General features: G+C 65.6%; 14 protein-coding genes, 5 tRNA genes and 3 pseudogenes. 13 read left to right on the top strand and 9 right to left on the bottom strand.

Annotation, left to right across the window (positions count from 1 at the left end; genetic code table 11):
• The first annotated feature begins 77 nt into the window (after positions 1-77).
• Positions 78-1,994, top strand: coding sequence for a phosphogluconate dehydratase (edd, locus tag DYQ94_RS12165; protein ID WP_160955146.1), 1,917 nt, complete (start codon positions 78-80; stop codon positions 1,992-1,994).
• Between the two features lie 52 nt (positions 1,995-2,046).
• Entirely contained in the window at positions 2,047-2,706 is a 660-nt protein-coding gene (locus DYQ94_RS12160; protein ID WP_102256618.1) for a bifunctional 4-hydroxy-2-oxoglutarate aldolase/2-dehydro-3-deoxy-phosphogluconate aldolase, read from the top strand.
• Between the two features lie 936 nt (positions 2,707-3,642).
• Here DYQ94_RS12160 and DYQ94_RS12155 read toward each other — a convergent pair.
• From DYQ94_RS12155 to DYQ94_RS12145, 3 genes are read right to left on the bottom strand one after another with little or no spacing between them, the layout of a single operon-like run.
• Positions 3,643-6,729: an efflux RND transporter permease subunit gene (locus DYQ94_RS12155; RefSeq protein WP_065031465.1), complete on the bottom strand. Its 3,087-nt coding sequence runs from the start codon at positions 6,727-6,729 to the stop codon at positions 3,643-3,645.
• Positions 6,726-10,235, bottom strand: a complete 3,510-nt coding sequence (locus DYQ94_RS12150) for an efflux RND transporter permease subunit (RefSeq protein WP_126966118.1) — start codon at positions 10,233-10,235, stop codon at positions 6,726-6,728. Before DYQ94_RS12150 ends, DYQ94_RS12155 begins: the two co-directional genes overlap by 4 nt.
• Complete coding sequence (locus DYQ94_RS12145; protein WP_160955147.1) at positions 10,232-11,365, bottom strand: efflux RND transporter periplasmic adaptor subunit; 1,134 nt, start codon at positions 11,363-11,365, stop codon at positions 10,232-10,234. Before DYQ94_RS12145 ends, DYQ94_RS12150 begins: the two co-directional genes overlap by 4 nt.
• Before the next feature lie 204 nt (positions 11,366-11,569).
• On the opposite strand from DYQ94_RS12145, the gene DYQ94_RS12140 reads away from it, so the two are divergent.
• From DYQ94_RS12140 to DYQ94_RS12115, 6 genes are all read left to right on the top strand, one after another.
• Positions 11,570-11,962 (top strand): c-type cytochrome, encoded by a 393-nt coding sequence (locus DYQ94_RS12140; protein ID WP_046342823.1) that lies wholly within the window; start codon positions 11,570-11,572, stop codon positions 11,960-11,962.
• A gap of 8 nt (positions 11,963-11,970) precedes the next feature.
• Complete coding sequence (locus tag DYQ94_RS12135; RefSeq protein ID WP_160955148.1) at positions 11,971-12,432, top strand: c-type cytochrome; 462 nt, start codon at positions 11,971-11,973, stop codon at positions 12,430-12,432.
• Between the two features lie 104 nt (positions 12,433-12,536).
• Positions 12,537-12,612, top strand: a tRNA-Ala gene (locus DYQ94_RS12130).
• Positions 12,613-12,657: 45 nt separating this feature from the next.
• Positions 12,658-12,733 (top strand) — tRNA-Glu (locus DYQ94_RS12125).
• Positions 12,734-13,237: 504 nt separating this feature from the next.
• Positions 13,238-13,313, top strand: a tRNA-Ala gene (locus tag DYQ94_RS12120).
• A 48-nt stretch (positions 13,314-13,361) separates the two neighbouring features.
• Positions 13,362-13,437, top strand: a tRNA-Glu gene (locus tag DYQ94_RS12115).
• A gap of 208 nt (positions 13,438-13,645) precedes the next feature.
• Here the strand turns inward: DYQ94_RS12115 and DYQ94_RS12110 are convergent.
• Positions 13,646-13,822 (bottom strand): hypothetical protein, encoded by a 177-nt coding sequence (locus DYQ94_RS12110; protein ID WP_043889232.1) that lies wholly within the window; start codon positions 13,820-13,822, stop codon positions 13,646-13,648.
• Positions 13,823-14,168: 346 nt separating this feature from the next.
• Positions 14,169-14,255: transfer RNA gene (locus tag DYQ94_RS12105), tRNA-Leu, on the bottom strand.
• A gap of 139 nt (positions 14,256-14,394) precedes the next feature.
• Here DYQ94_RS12105 and DYQ94_RS12100 point away from each other — a divergent pair.
• From DYQ94_RS12100 to DYQ94_RS12085, 4 genes and pseudogenes are all read left to right on the top strand, one after another.
• Positions 14,395-14,775, top strand: coding sequence for a response regulator (locus tag DYQ94_RS12100; RefSeq protein WP_046342825.1), 381 nt, complete (start codon positions 14,395-14,397; stop codon positions 14,773-14,775).
• Positions 14,776-14,972: 197 nt separating this feature from the next.
• Positions 14,973-15,401, top strand: a pseudogene (locus DYQ94_RS12095) (histidine kinase); the annotation flags it as partial.
• Positions 15,402-15,413: 12 nt separating this feature from the next.
• Positions 15,414-15,758 (top strand): annotated as a pseudogene (locus DYQ94_RS12090) (PAS domain-containing protein); the annotation flags it as partial.
• 6 nt (positions 15,759-15,764) lie between these two features.
• Positions 15,765-18,746, top strand: a pseudogene (locus DYQ94_RS12085) (PAS domain S-box protein); the annotation flags it as partial.
• A gap of 387 nt (positions 18,747-19,133) precedes the next feature.
• Here DYQ94_RS12085 and DYQ94_RS12080 read toward each other — a convergent pair.
• On the bottom strand, positions 19,134-21,500 hold the full coding sequence (locus tag DYQ94_RS12080) for a Tex family protein (RefSeq protein WP_126966116.1): 2,367 nt from the start codon (positions 21,498-21,500) through the stop codon (positions 19,134-19,136).
• A gap of 244 nt (positions 21,501-21,744) precedes the next feature.
• The gene (locus DYQ94_RS12075) at positions 21,745-21,972 is read right to left on the bottom strand and encodes a hypothetical protein (protein ID WP_016904406.1); all 228 of its coding nucleotides are present in this window, start codon (positions 21,970-21,972) and stop codon (positions 21,745-21,747) included.
• 192 nt (positions 21,973-22,164) lie between these two features.
• Between DYQ94_RS12075 and DYQ94_RS12070 the strand changes: the two genes are divergently transcribed.
• On the top strand, positions 22,165-23,376 hold the full coding sequence (locus DYQ94_RS12070; RefSeq protein ID WP_126966115.1) for an NAD(P)/FAD-dependent oxidoreductase: 1,212 nt from the start codon (positions 22,165-22,167) through the stop codon (positions 23,374-23,376).
• Here DYQ94_RS12070 and DYQ94_RS12065 read toward each other — a convergent pair.
• The gene (locus DYQ94_RS12065; protein ID WP_104574702.1) at positions 23,334-23,849 is read right to left on the bottom strand and encodes a hypothetical protein; all 516 of its coding nucleotides are present in this window, start codon (positions 23,847-23,849) and stop codon (positions 23,334-23,336) included. The genes DYQ94_RS12070 and DYQ94_RS12065 overlap by 43 nt on opposite strands.
• A complete protein-coding gene (locus DYQ94_RS12060; RefSeq protein ID WP_102256626.1) occupies positions 23,819-24,019 on the bottom strand; it encodes a PspC domain-containing protein in 201 nt (66 codons plus the stop codon). Before DYQ94_RS12060 ends, DYQ94_RS12065 begins: the two co-directional genes overlap by 31 nt.
• Positions 24,020-24,111: the final 92 nt, after the last annotated feature.

Raw genomic sequence — 24,111 nt, 5'->3', positions numbered from 1 at the left:
AGCCCGCACATCCATGTGCGGGTATCAAGAAGAGCGTGCTTACTTTCTTCCCCCCCGTTTCTCATAGCCGGTAGCCAATGAGCCTGCATCCGAACATCCAAGCTGTCACCGACCGTATCCGCAAGCGCAGCGCGCCGTCGCGCGCGGCGTATCTGGCCGGTCTCGATGCCGCCCTGCGCGAGGGTCCGTTCCGTAGCCGTTTGAGCTGCGGCAACCTGGCGCATGGTTTCGCCGCGTCCGAGCCGACCGACAAGTCGCGCCTGCGCGGTGCGGCCACGCCCAACCTGGGCATCATCACCGCCTACAACGACATGCTGTCGGCACATCAGCCGTTCGAGCATTACCCGCAACTGATCCGCGACACCGCGCGTACGCTCGGTGCCACCGCGCAGGTGGCCGGCGGCGTGCCGGCGATGTGCGACGGCGTGACCCAGGGCCGCGCCGGCATGGAGCTGTCGCTGTTCTCGCGCGACAACATTGCCCAGGCCGCGGCGATCGGCCTCAGCCACGATATGTTCGACAGCGTGGTGTACCTGGGCGTGTGCGACAAGATCGTGCCGGGCCTGCTGATCGGCGCGCTGGCGTTCGGGCATCTGCCGGCGCTGTTCATGCCGGCCGGCCCGATGACGCCCGGCATTCCGAACAAGCAGAAGGCCGAAGTGCGCGAGCGCTACGCCGCCGGCGAAGCCACCCGCGCCGAACTGCTGGAAGCCGAGTCGTCCTCGTATCACTCGCCCGGCACCTGCACCTTCTACGGCACCGCCAACTCCAACCAGGTGTTGCTCGAGGCGATGGGCGTGCAGCTGCCCGGTGCCTCGTTCGTCAACCCGGAGCTGCAGTTGCGCGATGCGCTGACCCGTGAGGGCACCGCGCGTGCGCTGGCAATTTCTGCGCTGGGCCAGGACTTCCGTCCGTTCGGTCGCCTGATCGACGAGCGTGCCATCGTCAATGCCGTGGTCGCCCTGATGGCCACCGGTGGTTCGACCAATCACACCATCCACTGGATTGCGGTGGCGCGTGCGGCCGGCATCGTGCTGACCTGGGACGACATGGATCTGATCTCGCAGACCGTGCCGTTGCTGACCCGCATCTACCCCAACGGCGAAGCCGACGTGAACCGCTTCCAGGCCGCGGGCGGCACTGCCTTCGTGTTCCGCGAGCTGATGGACGCCGGGCTGATGCACGACGACCTGCCCACCGTGGTCGAAGGCGGCATGCGCGCCTACGCCAACGAGCCGCGCCTGCAGGACGGCAAGGTCGTCTACGTGCCCGGCACTGCAACCACCGCCGACGACAGCGTGGCGCGTCCGGTCAGCGCCGCATTCGAATCGCAGGGCGGCCTGCGCCTGCTGCGCGGCAACCTGGGCCGCTCGCTGGCCAAGTTGTCGGCGGTCAAGCCGCAGCACCGCACGATCGAAGCGCCGGCAGTGGTGATCGATACGCCGCAGGTGCTCAACAAGCTGCATGCCGCCGGCGTGCTGCCGCACGATTTCGTGGTGGTGCTGCGTTACCAGGGCCCGCGTGCCAACGGCATGCCGGAACTGCATTCGATGGCGCCGTTGCTGGGCCTGTTGCAGAACCAGGGCCGGCGTGTGGCCTTGGTCACCGACGGCCGTCTGTCCGGCGCCTCGGGCAAGTTCCCGGCGGCGATCCATATGACGCCCGAAGCCGCACGCGGCGGGCCGATCGGGCGTGTGCGCGAAGGCGACATCGTGCGCCTGGACGGCGAAGCCGGCACGCTGGAAGTGCTGGTCTCGGCCGAAGAATGGGCATCGCGCGAAGTCGCGCCCAACACCTCGGTGGCGGGCAACGACCTGGGGCGCAACCTGTTCGCCATCAACCGCCAGGTGGTTGGCCCGGCCGACCAGGGCGCCATCTCGATTTCCTGCGGCCCGACCCGCCCGGACGGCGCGCTGTGGAGCTACGACGCCGAGTACGAACTCGGTGCCGATGCAGCGGCCGCCGCCGCACCGCACGAGTCCAAGGACGCCTGATTCCCCTTCCCTCTGCGCGACCGCCCCGCGGTCGCCGTCTAACGGAGTTGCAATGACGATTGCCCAGACCCAGAACACCGCCGAACAGCTGCTGCGCGATGCCGGCATCCTGCCGGTGGTCACCGTGGACACGCTGGACCAGGCGCGCCGCGTGGCCGATGCGCTGCTCGAAGGCGGCCTGCCCGCGATCGAACTGACCCTGCGCACCCCGATTGCGATCGAAGCGCTGGCCATGCTCAAGCGTGAGCTGCCCAACATCGTGATCGGCGCCGGCACCGTGCTGAGCGAGCTGCAACTGCGTCAGTCGGTGGATGCCGGTGCCGACTTCCTGGTCACCCCCGGCACGCCGGCGCCGCTGGCGCGCCTGCTTGCCGATGCGCCGATCCCCGCCGTGCCCGGCGCGGCCACGCCGACCGAGCTGCTGACCCTGATGGGCCTGGGCTTCCGCGTGTGCAAGCTGTTCCCGGCCACCGCCGTGGGCGGCTTGCAGATGCTCAAGGGCCTGGCCGGCCCGCTGTCCGAACTCAAGCTCTGCCCCACCGGCGGCATCAGCGAGGCCAACGCGGCCGAGTTCCTGTCGCAGCCGAATGTGCTGTGCATCGGCGGCTCGTGGATGGTGCCAAAGGACTGGCTGGCACAGGGCCAGTGGGACAAGGTCAAGGAGAGCTCGGCCAAGGCGGCGGCGATCGTGCGGCAGGTGCGTGCGGCCTGATTCTCTGGCCGCTGTATCCAGCGGCTTGGAACCCAGGTTGCCGGGAAAGCTGGATGGCTGAGGACAGCTGATCAGTTGGCGCTTTGGTTTTGAATGAGGAAAGCCCGGTTTGCTGGCGCTTTCACTTTGGTTGAGGAAAGGCTGCTGGCAGGCGCCTTGTTTCATGCGTGCGAGCGGCCCGCGGGCGCCGGGCAGGACACGCCGTGAACCCATCCATGGGGGCTCTTACACGCGCCATGTCGTGTAAGGTCCTGCCCCGGCGCCCGCGGACCACTCTTCGAATGTTCCTGTGTTGGCGGAACGGAGAGCAGCCGCTGCCGCAGGGCATGCTCGACCTAGGTTTTGATCGTTGCCTCGGCTATTGGGGCAGAGGCCTCTTCGCATCCCTCTTGAAGGCAGCGGATTGAGAGCGCTGGAAACCGTGCACTTCTGAGTAGTTGGTATCTGGGCGGTGTGTCTGGGAGCTACGAAGTCGAAGGTTCAGAAGACGTGCAGCGACCTTGGCGGATGATTGGCACCAAAATCGACCACTGAATCGGCTGTCGTTTTTCGTCGCTCAACGTCACGGAAACGACTCGCCGAGGCGGCAGCGTGGCCGGGGATTGGCGGAGAGCGGCACAGGGATGTGCCGCGGCGGCGAGTCAGACAGGATGTCTGACCGAGCCGAGGAGCCAGTCCGCGGACGCGCTGTCGCCCTCACCAAAGCCAGCGAAACACAGCCGCGTGCTTGGCAGTGCCCCGGAAGAGAAACCGTACCCTCACCCCAACCCCGCTCCCGGCCCACGCTTGCGGCGCGGTAGATCCAAGGCACGCGCGTCCATGGCGCGTAAGCCGTGCCTTCTCGCCCCACCGGGAGAGTGGCTTGCGCCTTGTCACTCACGGCCTCAGTGCGCTGGTGAATGCCTTAGGCCGTGGAAACTTCAGCAGTGTTGGCGCTCACGATTCCAGCGCAACGCTTGCCGGCGGCGTCTTCGGCACGCCACGCGCACGTCGTACCAGCGCGGCTGCGCCGTTGCTCATGTCATCGAGAATTGCGTAGATCGTCGGCAGGAACAGCAGGCTCACCACCGTCGAGAACGCCAGTCCGCCGGCGATCGCGCGGGCCATCGGGAAGTACGGCGGGCCATCGCTGAACATCGTGGTGCTGGTCAGCGAGATCGGCACCATCGCCAGGATGGCGGTGCCCATCGTCATCATGATCGGCCGCAAGCGCTCGCGTGAGCCTTCGATCAAGGCCTGCGTGCGGCCCATGCCGCGGCGGCGCAGGTTGTTGATGTGCTCGATCATCACGATGCCGTTGTTCACCACCACGCCCATCAACACCAGGATGCCGATGAATGACATGATCCCGAACGAGGTGCCGGTGATCCAGAACAGCCAGAACACCCCGAAGATCGAAAACACCACGCCGCTCATGATCGCCGCAGGAAACAGCAGCGATTCGAATACCGCTGCCATCACTACATAGATCATCACCAGCGCGATCACCAGGTTGAACACCATCTGGCCCATCGCTTCGCCGTCGTTCTGGTAATCGCCGCCGTCGAAGGTATAGCTGTAACCGGCGGGGAAACTCATCGCCTTGAGCGGCTTTTCCATTGCCGCGCGTGCTTCCGGCACGGTGACCTTGCTGGCCAGATTGGCCTTGATGGTCAGCGTGGTCTGGCGATTGGTGCGGCCGATCTGGGTGGCGGCCGGGCGAATCTGCACATCGACCAGACTGAGCAACGGCACGCTGCGGCCATCCTTGGTGCGTACCGTGAAGCTGGCCAGGTCTTCCGGCTTGCTCTGTTCGGCGCCGGCAAAGCGCACCCACACCGGTACCTCGTTGTCGCCGCGGCGGAACTCGCGCAACGGCGTGCCACGCAACGCCAGACCGACGAAACTTGCTACCTGCTCGGCACTGAACCCGAAGGCTGCCGCACGCTCGCGATCGACCCGGATCGCCAACTCGCTGGTGCGGTCGCCGGTGTCCACGTGCACGTCGCGCAATTCCTTGCGCTGCGCCAGCAGCGGCATCACATCGTCGGCCAGGGCCTGCAAGGCCTGGGTCGAATCGCCGACCAACTGCACCTGCACGCCTTGATTGCCGCTGCCGCCATCGCCCTGGTTGCCGATGCTGTAGTCCGCACGTGCCGAGCGCGGCAAGGCCTTGCGGATCTGTTCCAGCAACGCCGGCAGCTCCTTGACCTTGCCCGCGTCGAAAGTCACGGTGGTGCTGCCGCCTTCCGCTTCGCTGAACCACGAATAGATCTGGGTGATGTGGTACTTGTCGCGATTGGCTTGCAGGTAACGCTCGACCCGCCCCACTTCCTCACCCATCTGCTCATGCGTGTACGAGCCTTTCCATTGATACTGGATGAAAGCCTCGTTGCCGCCATCGCCGCCGAACATGTCGACCTTGGTCAACTTCATCGGCACCAGGCTGATCGCACTGACCAACACGATGCCGGCCACGCTCCAGCCGCGATGGGCCAGCGTCCATGCCAGCACTTTGGCATAACGGCGCTGCAACCGCGCGATCACGCCGCGCTCGGAGCTCACCATCGGCGGTGTCTTCATACGCGCCGACAACATCGGAATCAGGCTGATCGCCACCAGCCACGAGGCCAGCAGCGACACCGAAATGGTGATTGCGATCTGCGCCATGAAGATGCTGATGTTGTTGGTCTCGCCGAACAGGTTCGGCACGAACACGATGCAATGGCACAAGGTGCCGGCGCTGAGCGCGATCGCCACGCTGCGCGTGCCGAGCAGGGCCGCCAGCTGCGGTTGACCGGGCATGCGCTCGCGTTCCTGGTAGATGCTTTCCACTACCACCACCGCGTTGTCGACCAGCATGCCGACCGCCAGCAGCAGGCCCATCATGGTCAGGATGTTGAGCGTGACGCCGACGAAGTACATGAAGCCCAGCGTGATCGCAAAGCAGATCGGAATCGCCAGCGTCACCATCAGCGTCGATGGCCAGTGGCGCAGGAAGAAGAACAGCACCGTGATCGACAACAACAGGCCCACCGCGCCGGCTTCTGCCAGTTCCGCCAGCGACGAGGTCACCGCCTTGCCCTGGTTGTCGATCACCTTGATCTGCACATCGCGCATCGCAGGTTCGGCGCGGATGTCCTCGACCTCCTTCAACGCCGCCTTGGACACATCCACCAGGTTGGCGCTGCGCTCCTTGTAGATGTCGAGCCCGATCGCCGGGCGCCCATCCAGGCGACGGCCGTAATTCATCCGCGTCGGCTTCAACCGCACCTGCGCGATATCGGCCAGCCGCAGCCCCTTGGCATTGAGCACCAGGTCGCGCAGTTCCTGCAGGTCGCGCAATTCGCCGATCGGCTGTACCCGAATGCGCTGGCCGTTGTCGTCGATCTGGCCTGCCGACACCGAAAAATTGAGCTTGCCCAGGCGCTCGCTCAAATCATTGAGGCTGAGGTCGTGCGCGGTGAGCCGATCCGGCGCGATGGCAATCTCCACTTCGTTCGGCGGTGCGCCGGAGATCTCCACCTTGGCCACGCCGGGAATCCGTTCGATGCGCCGCTTGAACTCGCGGTCGAGCATGTCGTACGCGCCGGTCAGATCGGTCTGGCTGGCCAGGCGCACCTTCAGCACCGGCTCGTCGCTGCTGGACCATTTGTAGATGTGGAAGCGCTGCAGATCTTCCGGAAAATCGTCGCGGATGGCATCCAGCCGCTCGCGCGCATCCGATGCGGCGATGGCGATGTCGCGGTCCCAGTCGGAGAACTCGATGAAGATGTTGGCGCCGTCGGCGGTGGCGGTCGAGCGCATGCGCTTGATGCCGGTCATCGTCGCCAGCGCCTCTTCGGCCGGCCGCACCAGGTTGCGTTCCACCTCGTCCGGGGTGGAACCGGTGTACGGCAGTTGCACGAACAGGAACGGTGCGGAAATGTCCGGCAGCGCTTCCAGCGGCAACCGGAACGCGGCAATCAGCCCCACCACCACCAGCGAGACGAAGCACATGATGGTGGTGACCGGCCGACGGATGCTGAAGGCGGCAACGCTCATAGCGCCTCCAGCCCGTCGGAGTTACCGGTCGCCTGCGCACGTTGGCCGGCCGTGCGCCGGCCACGCTCCAGGTAGTACGCATCGGCGCGACGGTCCAGCAGGTCGTACACCACCGGGATCACCAGCAGGGTCAGCAGCGTGGACACCAGCAACCCACCGATCACGGTGATCGCCATCGGCGCGCGCACCTCGGCGCCCTCGCCCATCGCCACCGCCAACGGCAGGAAGCCGAACAAGGTGCACAGCGTGGTCATCACGATCGGCCGCAAGCGCGAGCGCGCGCCCTCGATCAAGGCCTCGCGCTTGGGCACGCCTTCCTCGCGCAGCTGGTTGACCTTGTCGATCAGGATGATCGCGTTCTTGGTCACCAGCCCCACCAGCAGGATCAAGCCGATGAACACCACCACCGACACCGGCTTGCCGGTCATCAGCAAGGCCAGCACCGCGCCGACCATCGCCAACGGAATGGTGAACAGGATGACGAACGGATGCAGCAGCGATTCGAACTGCGAGGCCATCACCAGATAGACCAGAAAGATCGCCAGACCGAACGCGAACAATAGCGACTTCACCGATTGCGCCAGTTCCTCGCCCTGCCCGCCGATATGCATGCCCACGCCAGCGGCCAGCGGATCGTTGCGCACCATCGACTCGACCTCGCGCACCGCGCCGCCCAGATCCATGTCATGCAGGCTGGCCGAGACGATCGCCACGCGGGTCTGATCGGCGCGATGGATCTCGCTCGGCCCGGTCGTCGCCACTACCTCGGCCACCGCCGCCAGACGCACCGGCCGGCTGCTGCCCGGGTTGACGATCAGCTGCCGGATCGCATCCACACTGGCGCGGTCGCTGTGTTGCGCACGCACCAGCACATCGATCTTGCGATCGCGAAAGCTGTAGCGCGTGGCCACATCGCCGCGCACCTTCTTGACGATCACATCGGCGATCTGGCGGGTGGTCAGGCCCAACGCAGCGGCGCGTTCCTGATCGAAACGGATCTGGATTTCCGGGAAGCCCTCTTCCACCGTCGACTTGACGTCGGCGTAATGGCCATTGGCCCGCAGCATCGCCGCCAGCTTCTGCCCGGCACGTTCCAGCTCGCCCAGATCCTGCCCGCGCAGCTCCACTTCCAGCGGCGTGGAAAAACTGAACAATGCCGGCCGTGCAAAATCCACCTGCGCTCCCGGATGGTCCACCATGCTGCTACGCAGCCGCCTGGTGGCCGCCGCTTCCACTTCCGGGCTGCCGCCGCCGGCCATCACCACGGTGAGCTTGCCGATGTTCTCGCCGCTCTCGGTGGGGTTGGCGTCCAGCCGCGTACCGCTGCCGCTCACCCCATACAACGAGGCGATGCCCGGATCCTTGTCGTGCGCCAGCTGCAACTCGCGCACCAGGGCGTCGGTCTGCGCCAGCGGCGTGCCGGAAGGCAGTTTCACCGTCATTTCGAAGCGGTCCTGTGCCAGCTGCGGAATCAAATCCGCACCCAGCATCGGCACCAGCAACACGGTGCCGATAAACGCGGCGGCCGCCAGTCCCAGCACCAGGCCGGGCCGCCGCAATGCCGCCGGCAGCATCGCCAGATAACCACTCTCGGCGCGGGCATACGGCGCCATCGCCAGGTCGCTGGCCTTGCGCATCACCGGCGATACCACCCGTGCGATGCCGCGCCACAGCTTGACCACCGCCCACGCCACCGCGAAGAACGCGTAGCGCACGCTCGCGCCGGCCCCGCGCCGGCCGGCAGCCACCGGCTTGAGCCAGCGCTGCTGCGGCTGCCACTGCGGCTGGCTGGGCTCGTCCGGGAATGCCATCGGCGGCGCACCCTTGAGCGAACTCAGCATCGGGATCAGCGTCATCGACACCACCAGCGAGATCGCGATCGCGATCGCCACGGTCAGCGCCTGGTCGCGGAACAGCTGCCCGGCGATGCCCTCGACGAACACCAGCGGCAGGAACACCGCGATTGTGGTCAACGTGGACGCCATCACCGCCATGCTGACTTCACGGGTGCCGGCGATTGCCGCATCCAGCACGCTCAGGCCACGTTCGCGCGCCTTGGCGATGCTTTCCAGCACCACGATCGAGTCGTCCACCACCAGCCCGGTGGCCAGTGCCAGCCCGCCCAGCGACATCACGTTGAGGCTCAGGCCCAACTGGCCCATGAAGAAGAAGGTGGTGATGATCGACACCGGCAACGACAGGCTGATCACGAAGGTGCTCCAGCCATCGCGCAGGAACAGGAAGATGATCAGGATCGCCAGCACGCCGCCAATCACCGCATCCTTCTTGACGTCGCTGATCGCGTGCTCGATGAAGTGCGACTGGTCCTCGATGGTGGTGATCTCCACATCGCCGGGCACGGTCGCCTGCAACTGCTCCAGCCGCTTGCGCAGCGCCGCGGCGGTGGACACGGTATTGGCGTCGCCTTCCTTGTAGATCGCCAGCTCCACCGCTTCCTTGCCGCCCAGGCGGATGATCGCCTCGCGTTCCTTGTAGCCCTGGCGCACCTCGGCCACATCCTTCAATCGCACCGGCATGCCGCCGGCGATGCTGCTACTGGACGCCGACGAGGTGCTCTGCACTTCGGCCGCTGCGGCCAGCGCCGCCTGCGACCCGGTGGACGCGGCGATCGCATACATCTGCTGCATCGCCGCTTCCGCGGCGCTGCCGCTGCTGCTTTGCGTGGTCACCAGCATGTTGCGGATCTCGTCCAGATCCACGAACTGGTTGACCGTGCGCACCAGATACCGCTGCGAGCCTTCTTCCAGCCGGCCGCCGGAGATATTGACGTTCTCCTCCTTGAGCCGGGTGATCACGTTGTCGATCGGCAGGTTGAGCTGCGCCAGTTTCTGCTGATCGATATCGACCTGGATCTCGTCTTCCAGCCCGCCGCCGACCTTGACCGCGGCCACGCCGGCCACCGGTTCGAGCTTCTTCTTCAGGTCTTCGTCGGCGTAGCGACGCAGCCCGGTGAGCTGGCGGATCGCATCGTTGTCGGAGGCCGGCGCCTGTTTGGGCGACAGCGCCAGCCGCATGATCGGCTCGGTGGATGGATTGAAGCGCAGCAGCACCGGCGGCTTGGTTTCCAGCGGCAGCGACAGGGCTTCCATCTTGTCGCGCACTTCCAGGCTGGCCTGGTCCATGTTGGTGCCCCAGGCGAACTCCAGCACCACATCGCTCTGCCCGGTGCGCGAGATCGACTTGAGCTTGCGCAGGTTCTTGACCACGCCGACGGCTTCTTCCACCGGCTCGGTCACCAGCGTTTCGATTTCCGCCGGCGCCGCGCCGGTGTATTCGGTGCGCACGGTCAGCGTGGGGTAGCTCAGGTCCGGCAACAGGTTGACCTTGAGACTGCGCAACGCGATCAGCCCGAACAGCAGCATGGTCACGGTGATCATCGCGATGGTCACCCGCCGCCGCGTGGCGAAGGCCACCAGACCGCCGCCGCCGGGCAAGGGGGCATGCGGGTCGTGCACGGGTGCGTGCGGGTTGCCGTGCTCGCTCATGAGCGTTTCCCGTCGCTGCCGGCTGCCGGTGCCGCAGCGGCAACCGGCTTGCGGTCGGGCTGGCCGATGACCTGCACCGCAGTGCCATCACGCAGTGCCACCTTGCCGGCGGTCACCACCTGGTCGCCTTCCTTCAGCCCTTGCCGCACTTCCAGCCACGGGCCTTCGGCATAACCAAGTTTCACCGGCACCCGGCTGGCCTTGCCGTTACGCACCACGAACACCGCCGGCTCGCCATCGTCCAGCAGCGCCAGGCGCGGGATCACCAACGCGTCCTTGCGCTGGTCGTAGTCGATGCGGATGCGCCCGAACATGCCCGGCTGCAGCGCTTCGGCGCCCTGGCCGAACGCACAGATCACCCGGAAGGTACCGCTGCCCGAATCCACCACCGGCGCAATGCGGTCGACCTTGCCGATGAACTGCTGACCGGGCAAGGCATCGGCCAGCAAGGTCACCGGCTGGCCGGACTTGAGCGTGGCCAGTTCGCGCTCGGGCACGTTGAGCGTGGCTTCCAGCTGCGAATCGTCGACGATGCGGAAGATCGGCGTATTGATCTGCACGAAGTTGCCGGTCTTGATCGAGCGCGAGGCGATCACCCCGGAAATCGGCGCCTGCACCGTGGTGTAGGACAGCTCCAGCGATGCCAGGCGATGCTGCGCGCGGCTGTTTTCGACATCGAACTTGAGCTGGTCGACATCGGCGGCACTGACCAGCTGCTGCCCCACCAACTGGGTGGCACGGCGGTAACTGTTCTCCAGTTTGCGCAGCTGCGCTTCGCTTTGCGCCACCGCCAGATGCGCACGGTCCGGATCCAGGCGAACCAGGGCCTGACCCGCGGACACCTTCTGGCCCTCTTCCACCATCACCGCCAATGCAACGCCGGAGGTCTTGGCCACCACCTGCGCTTCGGCACGCGGCTCCAGGGCGGCGGTGCCGGTATAGCTGGCCGCCACCGCACGGCGTGCGGCCTTGGCAATTTCCACCGGCACCGCATCGACGGTTTTCTTCTCCTCGGCGGCCGTGGCCTCGCCATCTCCCGCCTTGCAGCCGCCCAGCAACAGGCTCGTGGTGATCAACAATGCAGCGGCGCAGGTTCCGCTGCGGCCGGGCAGGAAGGAGAGTGGCGACATCGTCGTGTCCTAGTGGATGCGTGAACAGGTGTTGTAGGCAAGTAGACCACCAGAACGATCATGTCGCCAATGCGCCAAAGGTCATGGTCTGTTCAAGTTCGCGTATTCACCCCGTTTGCGCCACGCCAAATCGCAGGCATACTCGGACCGGTTCCGCCACGCCCCCACGTGCGGACGTTCAATCAGTCTTCCGGATACGAAACCATGCGCCCGCAGCCGCTCGCCGCTTGTCTCGCTCTGGTCGTCTTCCTGCCGTTTGGGGGCGCATCAGCGACACCGTCAGTCACGCCAGCCGCACCCGCCACCCCTGCGCCCGCCGCGGCAGTGGCTACACCCGCAGCGCCCACCGGCAATCCGTCCAACGGCCGCTTGCTGGCCTACACCTGCCAGGGCTGCCATGGCGTCACCGGCTACAAGAACGCCTATCCCAGTTATCGCGTGCCCAAGATCGGCGGCCAGTCCAGCCAGTATCTGACCCAGGCGCTGACCGAGTACCGCCAGGGCAAACGCAAGCATCCCACCATGCAAGCGCAGGCGCAGAGCTTTTCCGAGCAGGACATCGCCGATATCTCCGCCTACCTGTCCACCCTCAAATAAGCGCCCACATGCCGAACGCCCTGCACGCTCCGCGTCTAGCCATCGCCCTGGTCGCTGCCCTGATGTTGGCGGCCTGCTCCCAATCCCAGGTCGAGTCCACCGACCATTCCGCCGGCGATGCCGGCCACGCCAGCGGCGAACATGGCTCCGGCTCGTCTGCCGGCCTGCCGACCGGGCGCGCCGACGCCGGCGACAAGCTGGCGCACGCGAAAGGCAAGGCCACCGGCCAGAGCTGCGTCGATTGCCACGGCGCCGACGGCAATGCCCCCATCGACCCCAGCTATCCCAAGCTCGGCGGCCAATACGGCGATTATCTTGCGCACGCCTTGCAGGCCTACCGCAGCGGCGATCGCCAGCACCCGTTGATGACGGCGCAGGCCACTGCCCTGAGCGATCAGGACATCGCCGACCTGGCCGCCTACTTCGGTGCTCGACAGACGCAGCTGCGCGACCTGCACGGCGTCAACTGAGTTGCCGATGCGCAGCGTGCCCCGCGCACGCTGCGTCTCATGCGAAATGAAAAAGCACTTGCGCGAACATTAACAGGCCGCTATCATTTCGTTCTCAGTTTCGTGGGGCCATAGCTCAGCTGGGAGAGCGCCTGCATGGCATGCAGGAGGTCGGCGGTTCGATCCCGCCTGGCTCCACCACTCCTGACTTAGGCCGTCAGGGTGACAACTCAGGTTTTGATACGCGTCCCCATCGTCTAGAGGCCTAGGACACCACCCTTTCACGGTGGACACCGGGGTTCGAATCCCCGTGGGGACGCCAATCATCTGAAAGCCCCGGCACTGCCGGGGCTTTTTTTTTGCGTGTTTTTCAGCATCGATTGCGTGCGCGGCTATCTGCACGCAGTGCTCGTGGTGTGGCGTGTCATCTGTCGATATCGATGATGCAACAGCTCCTCATCAACGTAGTGCGCCTTGGAGCTTTGCACCTCACCTGCTGCAGCTGCCGGCACGGCTACGCGTATGCCGGTGCAAGCAAACGCGGGATGTTGCGATGCGGATCGAATGTTGTGCGCAGACTGTTGCATATGACCGACGTGCAAAAACTGCCACGGCCACTGCATCGCCACACCTTACGCAATCAGACATCGTGCATGCAGACGACATCTAGGTCGATCAGTTTGCGACGCGCGCACTCATCAAGCGCTCGCAAAGGCACGCGCCACATTGGTCCCAGCCACTGGCGAATCGGTCGCGCAAACTTTTTTGCACACACCACTTCCCAAGTGTCATCGATGTCGCTATGATTGCCGGCTCGCAGCATCGTGGGGCCATAGCTCAGCTGGGAGAGCGCCTGCATGGCATGCAGGAGGTCGGCGGTTCGATCCCGCCTGGCTCCACCAAATTCCGGACATAGGCCGTCTGGAATCTACAACCAGGTTTTGATACGCGTCCCCATCGTCTAGAGGCCTAGGACACCACCCTTTCACGGTGGACACCGGGGTTCGAATCCCCGTGGGGACGCCAATCATCCGAAAGCCTCGGCACTGCCGGGGCTTTTTTTTGCATCTAACTCAGAGCGCCCTGTTCCACCGCATGCAGTCGGTGGCGGCACGATACGAGCGCATCGTGTCACTCCATCCACACTCACGCATACGCGGATCGACGGTGTAATGCACTCCGCGATGAAGCCCCTGCCGCACTCGCGCGTCGAACGAATCCGCACAACGACGGATCAGGTCTGGCCGGCATCCAGCGCCTTGCGGCCTTCGTGGGTGAGATCGATGTCGCCGTCTTCGGCCTGGGTCGCATAGCCGGCACGCACTGCCCAGTTGGCCTCTTCGTCGGCGACCGGCGTGGTGTCATGGATGTCGCGCAAGATGCGCAGTTGCTGCGAAGAATCGAAATCCATGGGAAGCCACCTGCTTGAAAAGAGCTTTCCAAGGTACGCATCGCGCGTGATGGCTGCGTGCCTGCAGACGCATGGTGGCAATTCATGCTCATCCCGGCGGAATTTTCAGCAACCATGCTTCATCGATAAGAGGCAATGGAACACGCCGCCATGCGGTGAAGAAAGGTGACGCCGCTGCATCAGCAGCTGCGCCACGTCCACGGCAAAATGCTCTATTTTTGACGGCATCCTCAGGCGCGACGATGCAGCAGCTGCCAACGTTCGCCGGTTCCGGCGACTATCGAGCGCACAAAAGAAAAGCCCCTCTGACCGTCGCCAGAAGGGCTTTGCTTGTACCGCTACATCCTGGTGCCGAAGGTGGGACTCGAACCCACACGCTTTTAAGGGCGGCGGATTTTGAATCCGCTGCGTCTACCGATTCCGCCACTTCGGCGTGGCCGCGCAGTATAGCGACTTACGCATGAAACGAACAGTGTCAGAACGCGCCTGACGAATTCAGCTGCAAGCAATGGCGTCAGCGCTGCGGTGGAGCAGTGTCGATATACTGGCCGACTTAGGTGAAGGAGTAAGCAATGTCGGTGTTGCGTGGAGTTCGGGTGCTGGTGGTCGAGAACGACCAGATGAATGCCATGCTGCTCGATCTGCAGCTCGTCCAGGCTGGCGCGGTGGTGCTGGGTCCGGTCGGGGAAGTTGCGCAAGCGCTGACCCTGATTCAGGCCGATGCGCCGGAGATCGCAGTGCTCGACTACCGCCTCGGCAATGGCGAGACCAGCGAGCCGGTCGCCCGGTTGCTGTCGGAGCTCGGGATTCCGTTCGTACTGGCGACCGGTGTTGCCAGTGGCACCATCCCCAGCGGCTTCGAGCGCGGCGTGATCCTGACCAAGCCCTATTTGTCAGACGAACTGATCAGCGCTTTGGCTAGGGCACGGCAGCTGAGCGGCGCCGCCAGCTGAAAGCTCCGACCAGCCCCTGGGTCGCCAGCATGCGGGCCCGGCCGATGCCCTCATTCATCGCCAGCCACACCTGCAGACCGCCCGCCTGCTGCGCTTAACGTAGGCTCATCGCGCGGTCGCGCCGGCTGCCACACCCCCTCGATCACGGCCCGCTTGCCACTAGAATCGTGCATCCAGGCATGATGGGCAGGTCACCAATGGATATCGCCGTGTCGCCGTTTGCCGGTCTGTTGCCGGAGACGTGCGAGACAGCCGGGCTGTTGCTGGCATCGTCCGCATGCGCCGCCGACCCGCTGCTACGCGACAGCCCAGCGCTGCGCACGACGCTTTCGCTGTGCCTGCATGCACAGGCGCCAATGTTGCTGGTCTGGGGCGAGCAGTCGCGCTGCATCTACAACGATGCCTGCGCCGCGCTGTTGGGTGAACGCCACCCGGCAGCATTCGGCCAACCCTTCGCGGAACTTGCAGACGGCGCTGAAGCCAACCACAGCGATGCCGATGCGCGTGCAGCATTGACGCTGTCGACGTGGTCCTGCAGCCCGGTGCTGCAGGCGGGCAAACCTCTGGGCATGCTGTATGTCGCCGGCACGCCCGCCCCTGCTGCAGGGCCGCCCCGTCGCGAGTCCGCGCCCGCAGCGGTGTCGCCTTCGCTCGACCAGGCGCCGGCCTTCATGGCGGTGCTGCGGGGACCCGGCTACATCATCGAAAGCGCGAACCAACGCTTCCACGAGCTGGTCGGCCAGCGACCGTTGCTCGGCCGTCCGTTGCTCGAGGCGATGCCGGAAGTCGCAGACCAGGGCTATCTCGAGCTGCTCGATGAGGTGCGGCGCAGCGGCCGCCCCTTCATCGGCGAGTCGATGTCCGCCTATCTGCAGCGCACGCCTGGCAATGTGCTCGATCAGACCTTCGTTGATTTCCTGTATCAGCCGATGCGCGAGCGCGACGGCCGTATTGACGCGATCCTGGTGCACGGATTCGATGTCACCCAGCAACGCAGCATGGCAAGTCGCGACAGTTTCCTGCTGATGCTCGAAGACGCGCTGCAAAACGTTTCCGATCCGCGTCAGATCATCGACACCAGCGTGCGCTTGCTGGGCGAGCATCTGCAGGTCAATCGCTGCGCGTTCGGCCTGGCGGCGGCCGACGGCAGAACCATGCACGTGATCAGCGACCATGTGCAGGACATGCCTAGCCTGCAGGGCGATTTTCCGCTGGAAGTGGCGCAGGGCCTGCGCGACGCCTTGCTGGAAAACCGCCCCTGGTTCACCACCGATGCGATGGCGCCCGGCGCACCGGACTACGTGGCGCAGCAGTACCGACGCTCCGGCCTGCGCGCGTCGCTGGCGATTCCGCTGCACAAACACGGCCGCCTGGTCGCGGCCATCGGCGTGCATCAGCGCGCACCGCGGCGCTGGCTGTCCGCCGAGATCGAGCTGGTCCGCCTGGTTGCGGCGCGCTGCTGGGAATCCATGCAACGCGCCAAGGCGCAGCAGCAACTGGCCGCCAACGAGGCGCGGCTACGCCGACTGGCCGATACGCTGCCACAGATCATCTTCATTGCCGACCCGGAGGGTGAGCCGCATTACTTCAACCGGCGCTGGTACGAATACACCGGACTGGATCCTGCCGACCACCAGACCGCCGCGTGGCATCAGGCACACACCGCCGATGGCCTGCAGCTGTCCGCGCAGGCCTGGGCGTTGGCCATCGAGGGCGAACGCGCCTACGAAATGGAGTGCGAGCTGCAACGCCACGATGGCCAGCGGCGCTGGCATCTGGCACGCGCCCTGCCCGTGCGCGGCGACGACGGCAGCATCAGCGAGTGGATCGGCACCTACACCGATATCCATGACCGCCGTGCGTTCGAGCAACAGCTGCGCGAAAGCGAAGTGCGCTTCCGCGCCTTGTGCGAGACGGTGCCGGCAATGATCTGGATGGCCGATGCGCAGGGCGACTGCGTGTACTGGAATCCGCGCTGGTACCACTTCACCGGGCAGGCCGAAGACCAGGCAATGGACCAGGGCTGGTGGGATGTGATGCATCCGGACGACGCCGAACGCGTGCGCCACGCGTTCGGCCAGGCCTTGGAGCAGCGAGGCGAGTTCCTGGCCGAGTACCGCGTATGTCGTCACGACGGGCAATACCGTTGGTGCATCGATACCGCGTCGCCGCATTTCGCCAGCGACGGACGCTTCCTCGGCCATATCGGCTCGCTGACCGATATCTCCGAACGCAAGCTGATCGAGGATGAAACCGCCTCCGATCGCGCCATCCTGAGCCTGATCACCACCGGCGCGCCGCTGCCGGTGGTGCTGGACGCCATCGCAGCGAGCGTGGAAGCGCGTGGCGAGATTGCGCTGTATTGCGCGGTGATGGTGCTGGATGACGTACGCAAGATGCTGAGCTTCGGCTCGGCGCCGCATTTTCCGGTCGAGTACCGCGGGCATTTCGAAGCCTCGCCGATTGGACCGAACGGGCCGCCCTGCGCGCGCTCGGCCTATCTCGGTCAGCAGGTGATCTGCGAGGACATCCAGGCCGACCCCAGCTTCAGCGACCACCACGCGATTTCGGCGGCGCTGGGCATCGTCGCCTGCTGCGTGACGCCCATCCTGGACAGCAACGGCCAGGTGCTGGGCACGCTCAACATCTACTACGACCGCGTCCACCTGCCCTCGCTGCGCGAACAGGCGATGGCGCGCTCTGCATCGCATCTGGCCGGCATCGTCATCGAGCGCACGCGCGTGGATGCCAAGCTCAAGCAATCGCTGCAGGCCGAGACTGTCGCACGCAGCCAGGCCGAGCATGCCAACCGGGTCAAGGACGAGTTCCTGGCCACGCTCAGCCACGAATTGCGCACGCCGCTCAATGCCATCCTGGGCTGGTCGAGGTTGATGCAGTCGGAGGTGTTCGAGCCGGCCAATCTGGGCAAGGGGCTGGTCATCATCGAACGCAGTGCGCGTGCGCAGACGCAGATCATCGACGACCTGCTCGACATGAGTGCGATCCTGTCCGGCAAGATCCGCCTGCAGGCAGAGCACTTCGATATCGCAGGACTGATGCGCAGTACGGTGGAGTTGATGCAGCCGTCTGCACTGGCGCGCGACATCGCGCTGGAACTGGATGCACCCGGCGAGGGCGAGCTGTGGTTCTTCGGCGATGCCGGGCGGCTGCAGCAGGTGCTGTCCAACCTGCTCAGCAATGCGCTCAAGTTCACCTCACCCGGCGGAACGGTGCGGGTGGCGCTGGACATCGAGGACGAACGGCTGCGACTGTGCGTGCAGGACACCGGCATCGGGATTGCGGCCGAGTTCCTGCCGCATGTGTTCGACCGCTTTCGGCAGGCCGATGCCGGCACCACGCGGCGCGTGGGCGGGCTGGGGCTGGGCTTGTCGATCTCGCGCCAGTTGGTCGATCTGCACGGCGGCAGCCTGGGTGCCTCCAGTGCGGGCGAAGGCAAGGGGTCGACCTTCACCATCGTGCTGCCGTTCCAGCACGGGGTCAGCGATCTGCGTCCCGCGTCGGCCGGGTCGCTGCAGGTCGGTCCGCTGCCGAGTGATTGTCTCGGGCGCCTGGATGGCGTGCGCCTGCTGCTGGTCGACGACGACCAGGATTCGCGCGAGGCGGTGGTGCAGTTTCTGATGCTTGCCGGCGCGCAGGTGCAGGCGGCCGGCTCGGTGGAAGCGGCCGAACAATGCCTGGCAGAGACGCCCTTCGATGTGCTGGTCAGCGATATCGCCATGCCGGTGCGCGACGGCTACGACTTGATCCGCACGGTGCGCTCCGGCCGCGCCGACCTGCCGCGGCACATCCCCGCGATCGCCCTCACCGCCTATGTGCGCGAAGAAGACCGCGACCGCGCTGTGGTCGCCGGATTCGATGCGCACATGGGCAAGCCGGTGGAACCACCCGGCCTGGTCGACCTGATCGAACGCCTGATCTTGCCGACGCGCGCGCTACGCAGCGAGGCGTGAGATCGCCTGGAAACGCAATAAAACAGCGTGGTCAACCACGTGCTGCTTGCAGCACACACACACAGACCATCCCAACAGGTCCTTGCCCGCCCACCGTCGCGGGACCTTACGCGGCATGGATGCCGCGTAAGAGCCTACAAGGACGTACTTGCGGCGTGTCCTGCGATGGTGGGCGGACAAGGGCCCTGCAGCAAGGCCTCAGACCAGCCGCCTTACGACTGATCGTATCTGCATAGGCGCACCGCGGTGGTCGGAGTGCACGGACCCGCAGCCAAGTTGCAGATCAGCCTGCCCAAGCGCGATCCAATCGCAGCCGGACCCGCCGCCTTGCGAGCGGGTTTATCTACACTGCCCGGCCACGCCAGGACAGCCGCCGGGCACGCTGGCTCAGCCGCGCTTGGCGCGCGCGAATGCCGCGGCCAGCGCGTTGTCGGCCGGCGGCGCAGTGGTGCGCGGCTTGCTGTTGCCCTGCGCCGGGCCACGCCCACCGCCACCCTCGCGCCGGCCCTGCCCCGCGCCGCCGTTGCCGCGCTGATCGCGCGATTGGGCTGCAGCATCGGCCGGCGGTGGCGTATCGGACAGACGGCAGGTCAGCGCGATGCGTTTGCGCGCCACGTCCACTTCCAGCACCTTGACCTTGACGATGTCGCCGGCCTTGACCACATCACGCGGATCCTTGACGAAGGTGTCCGACAACGCGGAGATGTGCACCAGGCCATCCTGATGCACGCCGATGTCGACGAACGCACCGAATGCGGCCACGTTGCTGACCACGCCTTCAAGCACCATGCCGGGCTTGAGGTGCTTGATGTCCTCGATGCCTTCGGCGAACTGTGCCGCCTTGAACTCGGGGCGCGGATCGCGGCCGGGTTTTTCCAGCTCCTTGAGGATGTCGCGCACGGTCGGTACACCGAACTGCTCGTCGGTGAACAGCTCCGGCTTGAGTCCACGCAGGAAGCTGCCATCGCCCAGCAGGGCCTTGATCGGCTTGCCGGTGCTGCCGACGATGCGCTCGACCACCGGATAGGCTTCCGGATGCACCGCCGACACGTCCAGCGGCTCGTCGCCATCGGCGATGCGCAGGAAACCGGCGCACTGTTCGAAGGTCTTGTCGCCCAGACGCGGCACCTTGAGCAGGTCCTTGCGGCGCTTGAACGGACCGTTGTCGTCGCGATGGCGCACGATGTTTTCCGCCACCGTGCTCGACAGCCCGGACACGCGCGACAGCAGCGCCGCCGACGCGGTATTGACGTACACGCCGACCGCATTGACGCAGTCTTCCACGCGCGCCTCCAGCGCCTTGGCCAGACGATATTGATCCACGTCGTGCTGGTACTGGCCCACGCCGATCGCCTTGGGCTCGATCTTGACCAGCTCGGCCAGCGGATCCTGCAGGCGCCGCGCAATCGACACCGCACCGCGCAGCGACACGTCCAGATTGGGGAACTCCTTGGCAGCAAACTCGGACGCCGAATACACCGACGCACCGGCTTCGCTGACCACGATCTTCTGCAGCTTGCTCGCCCCGCACAGCGCGATCGCCTCACCGGCGAGCTTGTCGGTCTCGCGGCTGGCGGTGCCATTGCCGATCGCGATCAGCTCCACGTTGTGCTGCATGCACAGCTTCTTGATCGTCTGCAGCGACTGCTCCCATTGCCGCTTGGGCTCGTGCGGGTAGATCGTCTCGGTGGCCACCAGCTTGCCGGTGGCATCGACCACGGCGATCTTGCAACCGGTGCGGATACCCGGGTCCAGCCCCAGCACCACGCGCGGGCCGGCCGGCGCGGCCAGCATCAGGTCCTTGAGGTTGTCGCCGAACACGGCGATCGCCTCGGCCTCGGCCTTCTCCCGCGCCTGGTTGAACAGGTCCAGCAGCAGATGCATGTGCAGCTTGGCGCGCCAGGTCAGCCGGCAGGCATCCAGCAACCAGCGATCGGCCGGACGGTTCTGGTTGGAGATGCCGGCATTGCGCGCCACACGGCCTTCGGCGTACTGATGGCCGGCCTCGGCATCGTTGCCCGGCTCCAGATCCAGGTACAGGAACTCCTCGCGGCGCGCACGAAACAGCGCCAGCAAGCGGTGCGAGGGAATCTTGGACAGCGACTCGGCATGATCGAAGTAATCGCGGTACTTGGCACCGGCCTCTTCCTTGCCCTCGGCAACGCGCGCGCGGATCACGCCGTTGTCGTTCAACCAGCTGCGCAGCTCGCCCACCAGGGCGGCGTCTTCGCCCCAGCGCTCCATCAGGATGGCGCGTGCGCCTTCCAGCGCTGCCTTGATATCGGCCACGCCCTTTTCTGCGTCAATGTACGCCGCAGCAGCGACTTCCGGCGCCTGGTTCGGGTCGGCCATCAGGCCATCGGCCAGCGGCTCCAGACCGGCTTCGCGCGCAATCTGCGCACGCGTACGGCGCTTGGGCTTGTAAGGCAGGTACAGGTCTTCCAGCCGCGACTTGCTGTCGGCCGCCACGATCTCGGCGCGCAATTCGTCGCTGAGTTTGCCCTGCTCGCCGATGCTGGACAGGATCGCCGCGCGGCGCTCTTCCAGCTCGCGCAGATAGGTCAGGCGCGTTTCCAGATTGCGTAGCTGGGTGTCGTCCAGCCCGCCGGTGACTTCCTTGCGGTAGCGCGCGATGAACGGAACGCTGGCGCCTTCGTCGAGAAGGGCAATGGCGGCGCGCGCCTGGGCGGGTTGGGCACCGATCTCGTCGGCGATGGTGCGAGCGATTTGCTGGGCAAGCTGGCTGTCGTGCATGGCGGCGCGGCCGGAGCCGCTTCACTGAAAAAAGCATTTTCGCAGTGCTGGCCCGCCGCGGGAACCCGTTGACAGGATCGCCATAACCCTATGCCGGCGCGCCCGTCGATGGCTGACAAGCGCTAGCGGGCGATCGTCAGGTGGTTACCGATGGTGCGGAAGCGCTGAAGTACCGTTGCGATACCTGCAGCAGTGGACACTTGGCGCCCACTGACGGTGGGCGCACTCGTCCGGTCGGCTGCGCTTAGCTGGCGCGACCTGCGTAATGCGTGGCCGCACGCTCGACCAGAATGCTTTCGTGCAGCGATTCCAGTGCCATCACGCGGATCTTGCCGACGTCCTTCAACGGCACCATGCGCTCGACATAGATCTCCGGGCCGGCGTCGGTCATCGCGCGCGACTTGCTGAACCCGTAAGGCACAACTCCCTTGTCGCCATCTTTGCTGCCACCGACATACAGAACGATCGACATGCCCACACCCTCATTAACAACTGTGACTACGTTAGTGGCGCGAGCATAACGACCGTGCCGTGAGGAGCTTTCCACGCACGTTAACGCCGGCTGTTTGCGGTTTGGTGACGGCGGGATCCCCTCGCCTGTCTGCACAACCGCTTCACCCGACCTGCCGGTCCAATTGCGCTCCTCCCGCACGTACGACACCGCATGGACCTCAAGAGTGGCTACCCGTTCTGGTCGATCCGCAACGGGTTGATGCGCGCCTATCCGCGTCTGGAGCGGGACACCGATTGCGAGGTGGCCATCATCGGCGGCGGGGTCACCGCCGCCCTGATCGCGCACGAACTGCTTAAGCACGGGCACGAGGTGGTGGTGGTCGAGCAGCGCGAGATCGGCTGGGGCAGTACCTCGGCCAGTACCGCCTTGCTGCAGTACGAAATCGACACACCGATGATCGAGTTGGCCAGGCATTACGGCATGCCGGCGGCAGCGTTGGCATACGCTGCGTGCGCGCAAGCCATCGTCGACCTGCAAGGCCTCTGCAATACGCTGGGCGGTTGCGACTTCAGCCGTCAGGACAGCCTGTACTACGCCAGCCGGTCGCGGGATCTCGACGACCTACGCAGCGAACTGCAGGTGCGAAAGACCCACACCCTTCCGGTCGAATGGATCGAGCGCGCGCCGTTGTGGCACAACTACGGCGTACGCTCCGAGGGCGCGATCCTCAGCCGCCTGGCCGCCAGCGTCGATCCGTATCGGCTGTGCTACCGCCTGTTTGCAGAAGGCGAGCACTACGGCGCGCGCATCTACGACCGCACCACGATTGCCACCCTCACACCCCACGACCGGCATGTCGCGTTGCGCACCCGCGACGGGGTCACGCTGCGCGCCCGGCACGTCATCATGGCCGCAGGCTACGCAAACCAGCAGTGGCTGTCGCAGCGCGTGGCACGTAACCGCAGCAGCTACGCATTCGTGACCGATCCGCTGCACGACGGCGAGATGGGCGCGCTCAAGCACACCATGATGTGGGAAACCGCGCGTCCCTATCTCTACCTGCGCAGCACGCCGGATGGACGCGTGGTGGCCGGCGGCGAAGACGACAACATCGATCTGCCCGCACGTCGCGACGCACGTGTCATGCGCAAGCTGAAGACGCTGCTGAAGAAGATCCACCAGACGATGCCGGACATCAGCCTGCGCCCGGTGTTCGCCTGGGGAGGCACCTTCGCCGAAACCGCCGATGGACTGCCATTCTTCGGCCCGCATCCGCAACATGGGCCGCGGGTGTCGTTCGCGATGGCATACGGCGGCAACGGCATCACCTATAGCGCGATCGGCGCAGGCTTATTGCGCGCGCAACTGGAAGGCAGGCCTCACCCGTTGTCGGACCTGTTCGGTTTCTCGCGGTTGCGCTGAGATCCCCACGGCCACCAGCCGTGGCCATGCAGAGCATATGCGTCGGCGGCCCGTTCCAGCGGATTGCGTACGTGGATGCCGCCGCACAGCAGATACACCGGCAAAAACAACGGTCCGAGCAGCATGTACTGGTAGACATGCGCACGTTCGTGGTCGCCCAGGCGCACCGGCGGGTGCTGACAATGCCCTGCCGCATGCGCATACGTGCTGCACTGCAGATCCAGTGAGGCGCCCTTGAGCAGGATCACATTGCCTAGCGTCATTGCCCCGCCCGGTCCCCATGGCCAGGCATGGAACACCACGGCCAGTTCCTGCCCGGACCAGCGCGGACGCGCGCCGAAACAGCTGCCGGCGGCACCGATGGCAAGGCCGAGCAAGGTATTGGGCAGGGTCCACAACGCGCCCAGCACCTGCACGGACGACCACCGGCGCCGGGCGGGCGTCAGTCGGCCTGGTTGGGGATCAGCAGCCACAGGATCAGATAGACCAGGATGCCGGGGAACGCGGCCGAGGCGATCGACACGATCACGAACAGCACCCGCAACAGCGTGGAGCTCCAGCCGAAGCGGCGGGCGATGCCGCCGACCACGCCGGCGATCATGCGGTCGTTGAGGGAACGGGACAATGCGGTGGTCGTGACCATGGAAGGCTCCTTCAAACGTGATGCCCAGTCTAAAAAGCGCAGCGGCTGCGCCTTGTGACGGCTGCGGCTGCTCGCTGTAGGCACAGCGCACC

This window comes from Xanthomonas sp. LMG 8993 (assembly GCF_009835065.2).
GTDB classification, from domain to species: Bacteria; Pseudomonadota; Gammaproteobacteria; order Xanthomonadales; family Xanthomonadaceae; genus Xanthomonas; species Xanthomonas arboricola.
This window is presented reverse-complemented; position numbering and strand designations above follow the sequence as displayed.

Bases quoted from the DNA above. Each gene is read 5' to 3' on its own strand.
- edd (WP_160955146.1), top strand. From the start codon at position 78: ATGAGCCTGCATCCGAACATCCAAGCTGTCACCGACCGTATCCGCAAG.
- DYQ94_RS12160 (WP_102256618.1), top strand. From the start codon at position 2,047: ATGACGATTGCCCAGACCCAGAACACCGCCGAACAGCTGCTGCGCGAT.
- DYQ94_RS12155 (WP_065031465.1), bottom strand. From the start codon at position 6,729: ATGAGCGTTGCCGCCTTCAGCATCCGTCGGCCGGTCACCACCATCATG.
- DYQ94_RS12150 (WP_126966118.1), bottom strand. From the start codon at position 10,235: ATGAGCGAGCACGGCAACCCGCACGCACCCGTGCACGACCCGCATGCC.
- DYQ94_RS12145 (WP_160955147.1), bottom strand. From the start codon at position 11,365: ATGTCGCCACTCTCCTTCCTGCCCGGCCGCAGCGGAACCTGCGCCGCT.
- DYQ94_RS12140 (WP_046342823.1), top strand. From the start codon at position 11,570: ATGCGCCCGCAGCCGCTCGCCGCTTGTCTCGCTCTGGTCGTCTTCCTG.
- DYQ94_RS12135 (WP_160955148.1), top strand. From the start codon at position 11,971: ATGCCGAACGCCCTGCACGCTCCGCGTCTAGCCATCGCCCTGGTCGCT.
- DYQ94_RS12110 (WP_043889232.1), bottom strand. From the start codon at position 13,822: ATGGATTTCGATTCTTCGCAGCAACTGCGCATCTTGCGCGACATCCAT.
- DYQ94_RS12100 (WP_046342825.1), top strand. From the start codon at position 14,395: ATGTCGGTGTTGCGTGGAGTTCGGGTGCTGGTGGTCGAGAACGACCAG.
- DYQ94_RS12080 (WP_126966116.1), bottom strand. From the start codon at position 21,500: ATGCACGACAGCCAGCTTGCCCAGCAAATCGCTCGCACCATCGCCGAC.
- DYQ94_RS12075 (WP_016904406.1), bottom strand. From the start codon at position 21,972: ATGTCGATCGTTCTGTATGTCGGTGGCAGCAAAGATGGCGACAAGGGA.
- DYQ94_RS12070 (WP_126966115.1), top strand. From the start codon at position 22,165: ATGGACCTCAAGAGTGGCTACCCGTTCTGGTCGATCCGCAACGGGTTG.
- DYQ94_RS12060 (WP_102256626.1), bottom strand. From the start codon at position 24,019: ATGGTCACGACCACCGCATTGTCCCGTTCCCTCAACGACCGCATGATC.